Below are 15,521 nucleotides of genomic sequence, written 5' to 3' on the forward strand. Positions count from 1 at the left end.
ATAAAAGTAACCAGGAGGTCATCATGGCTCGTAAAGTCATCATCACTTGCGCGGTCACCGGCGCAATTCATACACCTTCCATGTCTCGTTACCTGCCGGTAACACCAGGTCAAATTGCCGAAGCGGCGATTGGTGCCGCTGAGGCTGGCGCCTCAATTGTTCACCTACATGCTCGTAACCCAATTGATGGCAGCCCCTCTCAGGATCCGGAACTGTTTAAGCAGTTTCTGCCGGCTATCAAAGAGGCTAGCGATGTGGTGATCAACCTGACTACAGGTGGTGCACCGACAATGTCGCTTGAAGATCGACTTCGTCCAGCACATCAGTTCAAACCGGAAGTGGCCTCGCTGAACATGGGCACGATGAACATGGGTCTTTACCCAATGCTCAATCGGTTTAAGGAGTTCAAACACGCTTGGGAGGAACCATATCTCGCCGGCAGCCATGACCGCATTTTCAAAAACACATTTACCGACATAGCCCACATCCTCGAGTCATGCAGTGAGAACGGTACCCGTTTTGAAATCGAATGCTATGACATTGGGCATCTCTACACCGCAGCACATTTCATTGATCGTGGCCTCATCAAACCCCCGTTTTTGATCCAATCGGTTTTCGGCATTTTGGGCGGTATCGGCGGGCACCCCGAGGACGTCCTGCATATGCGGCGCACAGCTGATCGTCTCTTCGGAGATGACTATCAGTGGTCGGTTCTTCCAGCAGGAAAGCAGCAGATGAGCATTGGTGCTCAATCAGCCACGCTTGGAGGACACGTGCGTGTGGGTCTTGAAGACTCGCTTTGGGACGGGCCGGGCCAATTGGCAAAAAGCAACGCAGATCAAGTCTCGCGTATGCGCAAAATTCTCGAAGGGCTTTCACTTGAAGTGGCGACACCTGCTGACGCGAGGGAAATCCTGAAGCTCAAAGGTGGCGATAACGTCAATTTCTAAGCGCGGGCACTCACCCCCCATAAAGTCTATCTAGAGGATATTTTGATAATTAAAGGTCGCGGCACAACACCCGCGCCTTAGCAACTTATCCTCATGAGGAGAAAATGAACCATGTTAGCTACGACCCATACAAAAACACAAAAGGGACAGTCGCTGAACGCTTTAATGTTTCGCAAACTAATGCCGATGTTAATCTTTGCTTACGTTATAAGCTTTCTAGACAGAACTAACATTTCACTTGCCAAAACACACATGGCAGTAGACTTGGGTATTTCTGCTGCCGCCTACGGTTTTGGCGCGGGGCTCTTCTTCCTTACCTATGCACTGATGGAGGTACCCAGTAACCTGATCATGCACCGGGTAGGTGCCCGACTCTGGATCACCAGGATCATGATCACCTGGGGGTTGTTGTCTGCCGGTATGGCCTTCATTACCGATGAGACTACGTTTTACATTGCCCGCGCGCTACTGGGCGCAGCTGAAGCCGGATTGTTCCCAGGTGTAATGCTCTATTTAACCTATTGGTTTGGTCGTGAGCAAAGGGCACGAGCCAGTGGCTATTTTCTAATCGGGGTCTGTCTCGCGAACATCATCAGCGGGCCGGTTGGCGGGATGCTGTTAGAGATGGATGGAATCTGGGGTTGGCACGGCTGGCAGTGGCTGTTCTTCTTGGAGGGAATTCCAGCTGTTCTATTCTCCGTCGTGATTTGGCGCAAGCTTCCGGACGGCCCATCTACGGCAAGTTGGCTATCAAAGGAACAAGTCACTGAAGTAGAGCAAGTTCTGAAGAAAGAACATGATGAAGAAATCGCCTCCGGCAATGTAGGTCATTCTTTTAAGGGCGTTCTTAAAATCCCTCAGATTTGGCTTGCGATCGCGGTGTACTTCCTCCACCAAGTTAGCGTGTATTCGGTGATTTTTTTCTTGCCGGGCATCATTGGAACGTATGGAGGCTTGTCATCGTTACAAATAGGATTGTTAAACTCAATCCCATGGATCGCAGCAGCACTCGGGGCAGCGTTTCTTCCAAAGTATGCAACTACTCCGAAAATTTCACGCAAAATAATGTTCGGTGGGCTGCTTCTGATGTCGGCTGGATTGACCCTCGCGGCCTTTACCACTCCATTGATAGCTCTAATAGGATTCACTCTTACGGCATCGATGTTTTTCGTTGTTCAGCCTGTGATATTCCTCTTTGCCAGTTCAAGACTGGCGGGAGCAGGTATGGCGGCGGGTCTGGCGTTAGTGAATACCTTTGGTATTACTGGTGGTTTCTTCGGCCCTTCACTTCTGGGCTTCGTTGAACAAACTACTGGGAGCACGAAGAATGGGCTCATTATTGTAGCGGCTCTTTTAACGCTCGCGGCATTCCTGAGTCGGAAGCTACGTCAGGCACAAGAAACGATTACTACAAAAACGCGGGACAACATTGTATTGCCCCAGGCTGCGCCGTGTATTACTGATAATGCGAGGACAAAATGAAGAGTACATCCCTGGCACTTAAACTACATCCCGACGATAATGTTGCAATCGCACGCGCTTCGGTACTTCAAGGAACCGTGGTTACGGAGTTCGGTAATATCGTGGTGCTCGCCGATGTGCCCGCAGCGCACAAGTTCGCCCTTGCACACGTAAACCCTGGTGATCCTGTTGTGCGTTATGGCCAGATTATTGGCTTTGCTACTAAACCCATTGAGCCAGGCGATTACGTGCATACGCACAATCTGGAGATGGCGACGTTCGAGCGAGACTACGCGTTCGGCGAGGATGCCAAAGTCGCGTCGCCTGCAGCCTCTCCTGTGACATTCCAAGGTTTCGTCCGCGCTGACGGGCGAGTAGCCACTCGAAACTACATTGGTGTAGTGAGCACTGTGAACTGCTCCTCCACTGTTACCAAAATGGTGGTTGAACACTTCTCGCGAAACGGTGTGCTGGATGCTTACCCAAACGTGGACGGTGTGGTGCCGATCACTCACAGTTTCGGTTGCTGCATAGAGCACAATGGCGAGGGGGTGAACCAACTGCGGCGCACGCTAGGCGGGTTCATCAAGCACGCCAACTTCGCTGGCGTGGTTGTCATCGGCCTTGGCTGTGAAGCCAATCAGATGGGCGCGCTGTTCATGGCCCAGGGCATCGAGACCGGCAAGCTTATCGCTCCCGTGGTCATCCAAGACGTTGGCGGAACCCGCAACGCAGCGGATGCCGCCATTGCCGCCGTGGAATCGATGCTGCCGGTTGCCAACGAGTGCCGACGCGAGCCGGTCTCGGCGCGGCACCTGACCGTGGCGCTCCAGTGCGGCGGTTCAGACGGATACTCGGGCATCACGGCCAACCCCGCCCTCGGCGTGGCTGTCGATATGCTCGTAGCGCAAGGTGGAACGGCCATCCTTAGCGAAACGCCGGAGATCTACGGCGCTGAACACCTGCTGACTCGTCGCGCTGCAACCCGTGAGGTCGGCCAAGGTATTGTCGACCTTATCAAATGGTGGGAAAGCTACGCAGACCGCGAAAAAGGCAGTATTGATAACAACCCCACGCCTGGTAACAAGGCCGGCGGCCTGACGACCATTCTCGAAAAGTCTCTAGGCGCAGTTGCCAAAAGTGGCTCCTCAGCACTCATGGGCGTTTATCGTTACGCCGAGCCCATTACAGTCCGAGGCTTGGTGTTCATGGATGCGCCTGGCTATGACCCGATGGGAGCCACTGGCCAAATCGCCAGCGGCGCAAACCTCGTTGCGTTCACCACCGGACGCGGCTCGTGCTTTGGCGCCAAACCTGCTCCTTCGATCAAGCTTGCAACGAATACCAAAATGTACACTCGCATGAAGGATGATATGGACATCAACTGCGGGGATGTCATGGATGGCGATGCCACCCTTGAATCGAAGGGTAAAGAGATTTTCGACATGCTCATACGCGTGGCTTCTGGGGAAAAATCTAAAAGCGAGGCGTTGGGCGTCGGCAATGAAGAAACAGTTCCTTGGATGATCGGCGCTCAGATGTAATGAGCGAACAAAACAGGCGTCCTGATATCAGGGCGCCTTTTTTTAAACCTTGTTGATGAGGTTAATCAACTTCGACAGGCTTGTGCGCATCGGCAACGATCAGCGCCCCTGTATTCAGGATAAACTCGGCAGCACTTTTGATGTCATCTTGCAGTGATTCACAGGCGGCAACGGAGTCACCCTTCTTTAAAGCATCAACCATCGCTGCGTGATGACTGGCTTGCACTCGCTGAACCACACGCTCAGTGCCAGATCGTAGGTCATAGTTGATGATAGGGCCTATTCTCAGCCATAGGGACTCAACTATCTGGAGCAGGATGGGCATGTCCGCCTGATTATAAATTGCGAAATGCAGTTCTTTGTTCAGCGTAATCAGCCGTGACTCATCGGGAGCGCCTTTTGCAAACTCTGCGCAAAACGCCTCGTGTATCTTTTCAATTTCAGCCAGCGCCTGCGAATCAACAAGCTCCGCAGCACGAGCTGCAGCTTGCCCCTCCAGATTCAGTCGTATACTGGTGATTTCCCGGAATTGGCTGACCGTCAGTACAGGAACGCGAATATATCGATTAGCCGCCATTTCAAGCGCTTGCTCAGCGACCAACCTGTGAACCGCCTCTCGCACTGGCATGACGCTAACACCTAGAGCGTCCGCGATAGATCTGAGGGACAGCTTTTCCCCAGGCATAACGCGTCCGCTTATCAGCAGATCACGCAGCTGGGCATAAACGTCCGCACTGAGAGTCTGGCGGATCATGGGCGTTACGAGTGTGGATAGGTTCATGGCGAGAATTATAGGCAGGTTCGATCAGCCGGCATAGGAAAATGAGACAACTGTGATCACGGATGTGCCGGTATAGAAAATGACGGAATTCGGGAGAAACGAGTTCTCTAGCACACGCACAATAAGCGTCTCGCTACCAAGGTCGGTGGCGAGACGTGTAGGTCTGACTAATCAAAGATACTCGACATTGCCGTCGATGCTGATCGCTTGTCCTGTCACATTGTTAGCAGCAGGAGAGCATAGAAATAAGGCCATTGCTGCCACATCTTCGGGTGGGGTCATCCGGCGCAATGAGATTTTCTTCAATGTTTGTTGGCGCATCTCCTGCTCTGAAATGCCTAACTGTTTGGCGCGATCACTGATGACGCGATCCTGGCGCGGGCCCTCGACGATGCCTGGCAGCAGTGCGTTGACTCGAATGTCTTTTTCGCCCAACTCGGCTGCCAATGACTTCATAAGACCAACGATGGCCCACTTGGTCGCGGCGTAAGGAGTCCGCCAGGCATAGCCTAAGCGCCCCGCGACCGATGAAATATGAATGATGTGTGCGTGTTCTGACTTCGTTAGGAGGGGGACAGCATGATGAGCGAAGCGATACTGCGCATTGAGATTGATGTCTATTGTCTGTTCCCATTCTGCATCGCTAATTTTGTCGATTCCGCCGGTCGGCCCTGCTATGCCTGCATTGTTGATAAGTACATCCAGCCCATCCACCCAATCCTGTTGTATCTCGAAGACTCGCTTAATTTGAGCAGAGTCGGAGACGTCAGCTAATGTGGCCAAAGCCTCTGGATAGCGCTCACGAAATTGTGCGATCGCCTGCTCACTTACATCGCATACATGGACTCTTGCCCCAATTTCGAGATATGCAGCCGCGATCGATTCGCCAATGCCTGCTGCCCCACCGGAAATCAAAACTCTCAATCCGGTATAGGGTGTCAGCCGCTTCATCACGTTCATAGCTAATGCGTCCTGTCTTATTTTTGTTCATGAGTTCTTTCGTGGCTACGGAGTGCGTAGACAAGAAAACCTCGTTAAGTGATATGTGATCACAGTTTGTTTGTCAAGACAGGCTTGCCGCAGATTTGCAGGTGATTACCGGAGAGGGCGCAGACTCCTACTCCGGCTCAGCATTGCTACCTGCCGGCCCGATTAATCTGCGAGAGGCAGCTGGCAGCGACTGCGCTTCCCGCAGCACTTCATCGTTATCGAATCTGGGCCATGGTCGGGTAATCCGTATAACCTCGCTCCTCACCCTGATAGAAGGTGGTCGGGTCTGCGTCATTCAATGCGACACCCTGTTCGAATCGCTCTACCAGATCCGGGTTGGCTAGGAACGCAGTGCCAAAGGACACCAGATCAGCATTTCCTTCTCTGAGGGACGTTTCTGCGCGTTCCGCGTCATAGCCCCCATTGGCGATGTAGGTGCCTCCGAAACGACGCTTCAGTTCTCTGAAGTCGAATGAACCCGCACCGACTTCTACTACGTGAATGTAGGCTAGCCCGTAGCGACTGAGCATTTTTGCTGCATAGTTGAATGTCGCTTGGGGATCGCTGTCGCTCATGGAGAAGTAATTAAAAATCGGTGACAGGCGAACGCCCACGCGGCTAGCCCCGAATACTTGGATGACCGACTCCACAACCTCCTTAAGAAACCGAGCGCGATTTTCTGCAGAGCCGCCGTATGAATCGGTTCGGGTGTTGGTGCCATCGCGCAGGAACTGATCGATCAAGTAGCCGTTCGCGCCATGTATTTCCACACCGTCAAAACCTGCACGCTTCGCGTTTTCAGCACCTTGGCGAAAATCCGCAATCACACCAGGAATTTCATCCAGACTCAGAGCCCGTGGCGACTCGTAAGGCTTCAGTCCTTCAGGCGTGTAGATCTCGCCATCAGCCTTGATCGCTTAGGGGGCTACCGGCAGCTGATTATCGAGCTGTACTAGGGAGTGTGACAGGCGCCCAACGTGCCAGAGCTGGAGAAATATCCGTCCGCCCTCTGCATGCACGGCGTCGGTCACGTGTTTCCAGCCGGCGATTTGCTCGCTGGTGAAGATGCCCGGTGTTCTCATGTAGCCTTTGCCTTGAGTCGAGACCTGGGAACCCTCAGTAATGATGAGGCCGGCGCTTGCACGTTGACGGTAATACTCGACTACTGTGGAAGTTGGAACATCACCTTGGCCAGCCCGGCTTCGCGTCAGAGGCGCCATCACCATATGATTTTTCAAGGGTAGGTTGGCGATTTGAGCGGGGGACAAAAGAAGGTTGAGATTGCTCGCTGTCATGACGTGCCTCAGTATGATTTGGGGTGTTGGATAGTTATCGTCGAGATGATTTTCACGCCGGCTTGAGCGGCGCTAGTTGAGCCGTCCTTGTTGCCGCAGCCGTGTGCCAATCCGCTGTATTTCCGTTTCTCCCTGCGCCAGAGCTGCCTTGCTCGTGTGAACCGAGTAGTGACCCGTTACTAGGTCGTACGGATGCTTTACCGCCGAGCCCATCACGAAAGAGCAATCGCCTTTCGCGATGAAGTTGATGCGGTGCTCTGACTCTTCGAACACGGCTAATTCGCCGGCATTGATCAACCCACCTGCGTCCAGACTTCCAGAACTCACAGCGAGCCAAGCAATGTTGTGGCCGGATGGAGGGGTGTAATGCCAGTGCTCACCGTCTTTTAAACTCACGGCGAGATAGTTCATTTCACTCGGCACTTCAATCAGGCTTTGGGCTGCCCCGTAACGTCCCAATAGCAAACGCGCGGGGCCCACTTGAGGAACTTGCGACGGCGCAAGGTAGACACTCATCGCGGGTGCGTTTTCAAGAGATGGTGGCAATGCCACCCAGAGCTGGAATCCCTGTATTGCGGACTCGCTTGCTAGCGTAGCGTCGTGCCACACCCCATTGCCGGCCTGCATCCACTCAACACCACCCGCGAGCAGTAAACCGGTCGCCCCAGTGGTGTCCTCATAAGAGACATCCCCTTTTGTCATGAAGGTAACCGTTGCGATTCCTGAGTGCGGATGCATGCCGAAACTCGACTTACTACCACTGGCGTTCAGGCTGAAAATGTCCAGGAAAATAAACGGTTTCAACAGCTCTCCTAGATCACCTGGACTCATAAGCCTCGTTATGGGGCCATGTGTGGTTCCTTCAGTACGATGGACAATGGCGCGTGGTCGAACTACTACGGTGGCGGTCATATGCTTTCTCTTTGTTCTCCCTTGCCGACAGACGATGTCGTCGAGCGGAGTTCCGGCTGGCTGGACTGGATGTGGATTAACTCGTGATGCCGAAAAGCCTTGACGGTCAGCCCGTAGGAGATTCCGGCAAGTGAAGGTCAGCTGCAGCAATGACTGAAGGATATGCGTCTATTGATTGCTTTATTAGATGGCATAATTGGATTGAACTGATCCATTTTTGGAGTGGGTGGCAGCAAGATGATCGATCTGAATGACGTCGCATTGTTTGTAAAAGTGGTGCGCAGCGGCAGTTTCGCTGAGGCAGCACGGCAGCTTGGAATGCCCTCAAACACCTTAAGCCGGCGGGTTCAACAGCTTGAGGCTCAACTCGGTACAAGGCTGCTGCAGCGCTCCACGCGCAAGCTCACACTCACCCAGTCTGGCGAGGCTTTTCACGAGCGATGCTGTGGAGCCGTGGATGGACTGATTGACGCAAGTGAGCAGATGATGACAGGAAACCAAGAGCCGAGTGGCACCGTGCGCATCGCGGCAATGGCTGACTTTTTCGACTTTTTTCCTATGGATTGGGTAGCCGACTTTCTCGAGGCGCATCCACGGGTACACGTCGACTTTGTGCTGAGTGATGCACGCGCCGATTTGATCGCTGATCGTATCGACATTGCGTTTCGAGGCGGAGCGTTACAAGACTCAGGATATGTCGGTCGCCAACTCCTTGGAGCTGGTAACGAAGGTCTGGTGGCCAGCCCGAATTACCTTAGAAAAAGAGGCGTACCTGATTCGCTTGGAGATTTGGTCAATCATGATTGTGTAACTTTTGGTCATCCTAGTGGCGTCACCACCTGGACTCTCCATGGGCCAAATGGTGCAGCGGAAGAAGTGCGGGTCACTAGCCGTTTCAATGGAAACACCGCCCAAGCTTTGCGCAAGGCGACGTTGGCCGGGCTAGGAATTGCCTTGCTGCCGCCCGCCATGACAAAGTCTGATCTTCAGACAGGTCGTCTTGTGTCTGTGCTTCCGCAGTACCATAGAACCGGATACGGCCTGCACGTGCTTTACCCCAGTCGGCAACATTTGCCGCTAGCTGTGTCTGCATTCATTGAGTTGGTTATGGAGAAGCTAGAGGGTCAAGAATTCCCCGTGACGGCTCGTTCCTGATCAACACATTGCCCAAGTATCGTTCAAGCAGTTGTCTTCGAAAGAAGGGGGGCAGGGATGCAGTGAAAAGTCAGGAAGTGCCTGCGCCCGTCCTCAATACCTTTTTTTGTGCAGTTCCAACAGCTCCGCCGGTGAAAGGATGCGGTTTCTTTCGGCTTCGTAGTCGACAGGGGTCAGTGGGGTGATGTCGACCAGTTCCGTCGGATTGCCCTCGACCAACAAGGCCCGCCAAGTTGGCGCTTTCTGGCCCAACTGAGTTGCCATCTTTACGCGCGACGCCATCCAACAGCCAGGCCTTGATCAGGTCCTGGACGGTCAGCGTTTGCACCTTCGTCGTTTTTACTTGTTCGGCCTCTACGTTAGCAGCGGCGTATGTCTATGCCTTGGCGGTTTTCTTATGCTCGTTGGGATTGATCTGCTCATCGGTGAGCGCTCGGGCTTGGTTGCGTACCTTGCGGATGTCCGTCAGTAATTTGCGCGGCCAAGACCCGCAGGCGTACTCTTTGTTTTGCCCGCCCCACCGATTGCGATAGAAAAAGCTGACCGACACACCGTCCTTACGGACTGATATTCAACCGGCTAGATCGCCATCTTCCCGGAGGATTCGGCCGGCATCGTTGGCAGTTAGTGCCTCAAGTTCTTTGATGGTGATTTTGGCCATGAAACGGACTCCCCCTACTTTTACCCCCACAAAAACGTCGGGTCTTGATGGACGTTATTGGACTCTCGTAGAGCAGAACACCGCTGGAGCTCAAGTAAATACTAGCTTGGAAAAATCCAGAGTAAAATTTTGGAAGCTTTCAAGAAGTATGAAAAAGGAGATGGGGTGCTAGGGGTCGAGTGTTCGAATCACTCCGTCCCGACCATATAATTCAAGGGGTTGCGAGATTTTATCTCGCAACCCTTTTTTTGTTTGGTTGTTTTTACCCCTACAAAACGACTGGCTCTGGGCAGAATCTTTTGTCAGGCGGACTTCCACTGCTTTGTATGAAACTCACCATAGCTTCCATGTGTAATCGACATTCACCCGTAGCTCATTGTCGTCCCTGTGGCTGGCCTGGGCGGTAAAGTCGTTGCGGTACCAAGCGTTGCGCACGCGCAGGGCCAGGCCCTTCAACGGAGTGCCCTGCAGCACGTAGGACAGTTCGATATCCTTTTCGCTTTCTGTCAGGTTTGAGCCGCCCAGCTTGGCCAATTCAATATTGTCGCCGCTCACGTAGCGCAGCATGCCATTGAGCCCCGGCAAGCCCATGGCCACGAAATTGTAGTCATACCGTACCTGCCAACTGCGCTCCTTGGGGTTGAGAAACTCGGAGCTCAGAGTGCCTTCGGTGATGACCAGCGGCTCGGTGCCGAACAGGTAGGGCATGGCAGTCTTGCCGGTTAGTTGCATGTAGCCGGCACCGAATTTGTGAGCTCCCACGGCGTACGTCAGCATTAGTGCCGCATTACGGTTGTCTACCGGGCCGGCCTTGGCTGCGCCATCTTCCCCGGTGACGAACAGACGAAAGTCGCTTTTCAGGCTGCCGGGGCCCATCGGACGAGTATCGACAAAGCCGTAGAAGTCCTTGCGGTACAGGTCCGCGAGTTCTGCGTGGTAATACTTCAGCGTCAGTTGCGGCGACCAGGCATAGTCGCCGCCGACGAAAGAAAAACGGTCCGACTCGGCAGCGCCATTGAAGCGTCCGTTAGGTGAACCGACCGACATTTTCTGGTAGTCGGTGGAGTCGCGCAGGTTGATGCGATCCAGCCAGCCAACGTGCAAGGTCAGGTTGTCGATTTCCTGGGACTTGAGGTACGCGCCACGGAAGGTCTGTGGCAGCAAGCGAGTAGGGCTGGCGAAGGCGATTGGCAGGAGCGTACTGATGGTGCCCAGTTGCAACTCGCTTTTCGATGCCCTGACCTTGGCGGTCAGGCCCAGCTCCGAATATTCACTGGCCGGCTCCCGGGTGGTGGGGTTGTACGGCAGCAAGCCAGTGCCCGTGCGATCAGGCGAAGAATCCAGGCGCACACCCAGCAACCCCGAGGCGTCCAGACCGAACCCCACCGGCCCTTCCGTATAACCGGAGCGCACGTTGAGAATGAAACCCTGGGCCCACTCGCGGGCGGCGGCCTGAGGGGTTGCGTTCACGTAGTTACGATCGAAGTAAAAGTTGCGCATCGTCAGATCGGCGTGGCTGTCATCGACAAAATCGCTGGCACACGCCTGGCCGAAGGATAAAACGCAGGTGCAGGCGCTGAGCGCCCGAAGAGAAGTCTTGAGCATGCCGGTGTTCACTTTTATTGTTGTTGGGGGTGAACCCGTACCGTTTCCGGCACGGGGTGTTACGCGGGAGTTGTCAGTCAGGCTGAGCGCCGTTGCGGCGCACTGACAGGTAAAACATCGCCACTGCGGCGATGACGATTCCCGGCGCCGAAGCCAGCATCACCCCGGCCGTGCCGGTGCCCAAGGCGAGCATCTTGCCGGCCACCAGCGGGCCGCTCATTGCGCCGAGTCTGCCGATGGCCACGGCACTGCCCACGCCTGTGGCGCGTACCGATGGGCGATAGAAATGCGGTGCCAAGGCGTACAGCACGCACTGCCCACCGGTTGCGAAAAAGCCGGCGACGAAGCCTGCCACCAGCATGCTCTCCAGACGGCTGGCCAGTCCCAGGGCAGTCAGCGAGGCGAGGATGCCCAGATAGATCAATGCTGACAGTGCCCAAGCAGGCAGGCGGTCCATCACCCAGCCCAACATCAACGTACCGACCGCAGCGCCAAGCTGTAGAGCAAACATCACCCAACTGGCCTGGCGGCCGCTGAAACCCTGGCCGACCAACAAGCTGGGCAGCCAGTTGATCAAGATGTACACAACCATGAGCGTAAAGAAATAACTCACCCAGATCATTGCGGTCGGCAGGGCCGCGCCCTCGCGGAACAGGCCCCGGACCACGCCGATGGGCGCGGCGTCCTGGACGCTTCGAAACTGCGCCGATTCAGGTAGATAAAGCCCCAGCAGAGGCACGATCAACAGCGGTACCAGGCCTCCGACGTAGAACACCACCTGCCAGCCACCGGCCAATTGAGCGATGCCAATGCTGGCCGCCACCGCAGCACCCAGCGGCACGCCGCAATACATCAGGCTCACGGCCATGCCACGCAGACGCGGACCAGCCACTTCACTGGTCAGTGCGATCAGGTTGGGCAAGGCGGCGCCCAAACCCACGCCCGTGAGGCAACGGGCAACCAGCAAGCTGTTGAAATCCCAGGCCATGGCCGTGACCAGCGAGAACAGCCCGAACAGGGCCACCGACGCCATCAGTACACGTTTGCGGCCGATGCGGTCAGCCAGCAGGCCGCCCAGGAAAGCACCGGGCAGCAGGCCGAAAATTCCGGCACTGAAGACCCAGCCCATGTGTAATTTATCCAGCTCGAAAGCGGCCGCCATGCCTTGGGCAGCGATCCCGGAGGCCTGCAGATCAAGGCCCTCCATCAGGGCCACGAGGAAACACAGACCGATGGTCCGCGTCATGTGCAACGGTGTTGTCAGTTTTAGCGCAGTCATGGGCAGTACCCGTTTTATTGTTGTATGGGCAAAACAGGGCCGACCGACCGCTGCGTGGGCGGTCAGCCGGTGTGGTGCTCGGTCAGCGTTTGAGCAGATCCAGCGCGACGTCGACGATCATGTCTTCCTGACCGCCAACCATCCGCCGCTTACCCAGTTCGACGAGGATGTCGAGGGTCTTGAGGTCATACTTCGCGGCGGCAATTTCGGCGTGGCGCAAGAAGCTCGAATAGACCCCGGCATAACCCAGCGCCAAGGTCTCGCGATCAACCCGCACCGGACGGTCCTGCAGTGGGCGAACGATGTCATCGGCCGCGTCCATCAGCGTGTAAAGGTCGGTGCCGTGGTTCCAGCCCAGGCGCTCGGCGGCGGCGATGAACACTTCCAACGGCGCGTTGCCGGCCCCCGCCCCCATGCCGGCGAGGCTGGCGTCGATGCGGTCGCAACCTTCCTCGACGGCAGTGATCGAGTTGGCCACACCGAGTGACAGGTTGTGATGGGCGTGCATGCCGGTTTCGGTTTCCGGTTTGAGTACAGCCGTGAACGCACGGAAACGGTCGCGGATGTCCTGCATGTTCATCGCCCCTCCAGAGTCGGCCATGTACACGCAGGTCGCGCCGTAGCTTTCCATCAACTTGGCCTGGGCCGCCAACTGCTCGGCCGGGATCATATGGCTCATCATCAGGAAACCGACGGTGTCCATGCCCAGCTCGCGGGCGTATTCGATGTGCTGCTTCGACACGTCGGCTTCGGTGCAATGGGTGGCGATGCGCACCACCCGCGCTCCGGCGTTGTAGGCGGCTTTGAGGTCATGCACCGTACCGATGCCGGGCAACAGCAACGTGGTGATCTTGGCGTGGCTGATCACATCGGCCGCGGCCTCGATCCACTCCAGATCGGTGTGCGCCGCGAAGCCGTAATTGAAGCTCGAGCCTTGCAGGCCATCGCCATGAGCGACTTCGATCGAATCGACCTTGGCCTTGTCCAGGGCACGGGCGATGTCCTGCACATTCTGGATCGAGTACTGATGGCGAACGGCATGGCTGCCATCGCGCAGGGTCACGTCGGAGATGTAGAGTTTTTTGCCGGGATTAAAAGTCATGTCGGTCTCCTCAGGCGTTCAGCATCGACTGCGCCATGCGCTCGGCGGTGGCCAAGGCTGCGGAGGTCATGATGTCGAGATTGCCGGCGTAGGCCGGCAGGTAATGGGCGGCACCTTCGACTTCGAGGAACACCGAAGTCTTCAGGCCGGAGAATTTGCCGAGGCCAGGAATGTTCAGCGGCGCATCCTCGGGGATGACGTCGAACTGCACTTTTTGCTTCAGGCGATAGCCCGGCACATAGGCCTGTACAGCAGCAGCCATCTCGACGATAGAGGCTTCGGCCAGCGCCTGATCGGCGGCTTCGGACAGCACAAACACCGTGTCGCGCATCATCAACGGCGGTTCGGCCGGGTTCATCACGATGATGGCCTTACCCTTGGCCGCGCCGCCGATCACTTCGATGGCCTTGGAGGTGGTTTCGGTGAATTCGTCGATGTTGGCGCGGGTGCCGGGACCGGCAGATTTGCTGGCGATCGAGGCGACGATTTCGGCGTAGTGCACCTTGGCCACACGCGATACCGCCGCAACCATGGGGATGGTTGCCTGGCCACCGCAAGTGACCATGTTGACGTTGAGTTGATCCAGATTCTGTTCCAGATTGACCACCGGCACGCAGTACGGGCCGATGGCCGCCGGGGTCAGGTCGATCAGGCGGATGCCGGGTTTGATCGAGCGCAGGAACGCATCATTCTTCACATGGGCGCCGGCCGAGGTGGCATCGAAGACGAAGTCGATGTCCTTGAAGACGTCCATGCGGGTCAGGCCTGCGACACCTTCATGGGTGGTGGCCACGCCCATGCGTTGGGCGCGGGCCAGGCCATCGGAAGCCGGGTCGATGCCGACCATGACCGCCATTTCCAGGTGCGTGGCATTACGCAGGATCTTGATCATCAGATCGGTGCCGATGTTGCCGGAACCGATGATGGCGACTTTCAGCTTGTTCATTTTTATTACCTCTATTGCACGCAAGTCGCCGATTACTCAGCTGTGAAGGCCACACCGACCCGACCAATACCTTCGATCTCGGCCTCGAAACGATCACCGGCAGCGACCGGCACCATCGGCCCGAGTGCGCCGGTGAGAATGATGTCGCCCGCACGCAGCGGATCGCCCAGGTGCGCCATGGTTTGCGCCAACCACACGGCGGCATTGAGTGGATGGCCGAGGCATTCGGCGCCACTGCCGCTGGACACTTCCTCACCATTGCGGGTCATGCGCATGCTGGCCTGGCGCAGGTCCAGGCCGTCGAGACGCCGCGCCGGGCCACCCAATACAAAGCAGCCACTGGAGGCGTTATCGGCGACGGTATCGACGAAGCGGATGTTCCAGCCCTGGACGCGGCTGCCGACGATTTCCAATGCCGGGACGACCCAGCCGGTAGCCGCCATCACGTCGGCAAACGTGGTGTCGGCACGCGGTAGATCACGCTCCAGAATCAGCGCAATTTCAGCTTCGATCTTCGGTTGCAGCACGCGGCCCACCGGCACGGTTTCGTTATCGCCGTAGCACATGTCGGCGAACAGGGTGCCGAAGTCCGGCCGATCGACGCCCAGTTGCGCCTGGACCTTGGGATTGGTCAGGCCGATCTTGCGCCCGACTACACGTCGGCCGCTGGCCACGCCGTGGGCGACGTTGAGCCGCTGGATGGTGTAAGCGGCCTCGGCGTTGTCTTCGCCGATCTGCTCGCGCAGGGGCGCAATGGCTTCGTGGCGGGCTTCGGCCTGACGCAGGTCGGCGGCGAGCTGTTCCAGGGTGTCTTGAATAGGGTTCATGTCAGCCTCGGTG

12 protein-coding genes and 2 pseudogenes are annotated in these 15,521 nt (G+C 56.3%); 4 read left to right on the forward strand and 10 right to left on the reverse strand.

Annotated elements, in window-relative coordinates; genetic code table 11:
• Window positions 1–23 precede the first annotated feature (23 nt).
• The 3 genes from QMK54_RS11300 (at window position 24) to QMK54_RS11310 (ending at window position 3,955) form a co-directional block, all read left to right on the forward strand.
• A complete protein-coding gene (locus QMK54_RS11300; protein ID WP_007913166.1) occupies window positions 24–950 on the forward strand; it encodes a 3-keto-5-aminohexanoate cleavage protein in 927 nt (308 codons plus the stop codon).
• Window positions 951–1,061: 111 nt separating this feature from the next.
• Window positions 1,062–2,432 (forward strand): MFS transporter, encoded by a 1,371-nt coding sequence (locus QMK54_RS11305; RefSeq protein ID WP_320402499.1) that lies wholly within the window; start codon window positions 1,062–1,064, stop codon window positions 2,430–2,432.
• Window positions 2,429–3,955 carry a UxaA family hydrolase gene (locus QMK54_RS11310; protein WP_122597426.1) on the forward strand — a complete coding sequence of 509 codons (1,527 nt, stop codon included), beginning with the start codon at window positions 2,429–2,431 and terminating at the stop codon, window positions 3,953–3,955. Before QMK54_RS11305 ends, QMK54_RS11310 begins: the two co-directional genes overlap by 4 nt.
• Window positions 3,956–4,016: 61 nt before the next feature.
• Here QMK54_RS11310 and QMK54_RS11315 read toward each other — a convergent pair whose 3' ends face one another.
• The 4 genes and pseudogenes from QMK54_RS11315 to QMK54_RS11330 all read right to left on the reverse strand — a co-directional run bounded on the left by QMK54_RS11315 (window position 4,017) and on the right by QMK54_RS11330 (window position 7,933).
• Entirely contained in the window at window positions 4,017–4,709 is a 693-nt protein-coding gene (locus QMK54_RS11315) for a GntR family transcriptional regulator (protein ID WP_224789881.1), read from the reverse strand.
• A 198-nt stretch (window positions 4,710–4,907) separates the two neighbouring features.
• Window positions 4,908–5,696: an SDR family oxidoreductase gene (locus QMK54_RS11320; protein ID WP_320402500.1), complete on the reverse strand. Its 789-nt coding sequence runs from the start codon at window positions 5,694–5,696 to the stop codon at window positions 4,908–4,910.
• Between the two features lie 245 nt (window positions 5,697–5,941).
• A pseudogene (locus tag QMK54_RS11325) lies at window positions 5,942–7,021 on the reverse strand (alkene reductase).
• 72 nt (window positions 7,022–7,093) lie between these two features.
• Entirely contained in the window at window positions 7,094–7,933 is an 840-nt protein-coding gene (locus tag QMK54_RS11330; RefSeq protein WP_320402501.1) for a pirin family protein, read from the reverse strand.
• A 237-nt stretch (window positions 7,934–8,170) separates the two neighbouring features.
• On the opposite strand from QMK54_RS11330, the gene QMK54_RS11335 reads away from it, so the two are divergent.
• Window positions 8,171–9,088, forward strand: coding sequence for a LysR family transcriptional regulator (locus QMK54_RS11335; protein ID WP_320402502.1), 918 nt, complete (start codon window positions 8,171–8,173; stop codon window positions 9,086–9,088).
• 102 nt (window positions 9,089–9,190) lie between these two features.
• Here QMK54_RS11335 and QMK54_RS11340 read toward each other — a convergent pair.
• From QMK54_RS11340 to mhpD, 6 genes and pseudogenes are all read right to left on the reverse strand, one after another.
• A pseudogene (locus QMK54_RS11340) lies at window positions 9,191–9,749 on the reverse strand (integrase arm-type DNA-binding domain-containing protein); the annotation flags it as partial.
• A gap of 333 nt (window positions 9,750–10,082) precedes the next feature.
• Entirely contained in the window at window positions 10,083–11,354 is a 1,272-nt protein-coding gene (locus tag QMK54_RS11345; RefSeq protein ID WP_320402503.1) for an OprD family porin, read from the reverse strand.
• A 73-nt stretch (window positions 11,355–11,427) separates the two neighbouring features.
• Window positions 11,428–12,633, reverse strand: coding sequence for a 3-(3-hydroxy-phenyl)propionate transporter MhpT (gene mhpT, locus QMK54_RS11350; RefSeq protein ID WP_320402504.1), 1,206 nt, complete (start codon window positions 12,631–12,633; stop codon window positions 11,428–11,430).
• Between the two features lie 82 nt (window positions 12,634–12,715).
• Window positions 12,716–13,735: a 4-hydroxy-2-oxovalerate aldolase gene (dmpG, locus tag QMK54_RS11355; protein ID WP_320402505.1), complete on the reverse strand. Its 1,020-nt coding sequence runs from the start codon at window positions 13,733–13,735 to the stop codon at window positions 12,716–12,718.
• Between the two features lie 10 nt (window positions 13,736–13,745).
• Window positions 13,746–14,681, reverse strand: coding sequence for an acetaldehyde dehydrogenase (acetylating) (locus QMK54_RS11360; protein ID WP_320402506.1), 936 nt, complete (start codon window positions 14,679–14,681; stop codon window positions 13,746–13,748).
• A gap of 32 nt (window positions 14,682–14,713) precedes the next feature.
• Complete coding sequence (gene mhpD / locus QMK54_RS11365) at window positions 14,714–15,508, reverse strand: 2-keto-4-pentenoate hydratase (protein ID WP_320402507.1); 795 nt, start codon at window positions 15,506–15,508, stop codon at window positions 14,714–14,716.
• Window positions 15,509–15,521 lie beyond the last annotated feature (13 nt).

This window comes from Pseudomonas sp. P5_109 (genome assembly GCF_034009455.1).
Taxonomy (GTDB): Bacteria; Pseudomonadota; Gammaproteobacteria; order Pseudomonadales; family Pseudomonadaceae; genus Aquipseudomonas.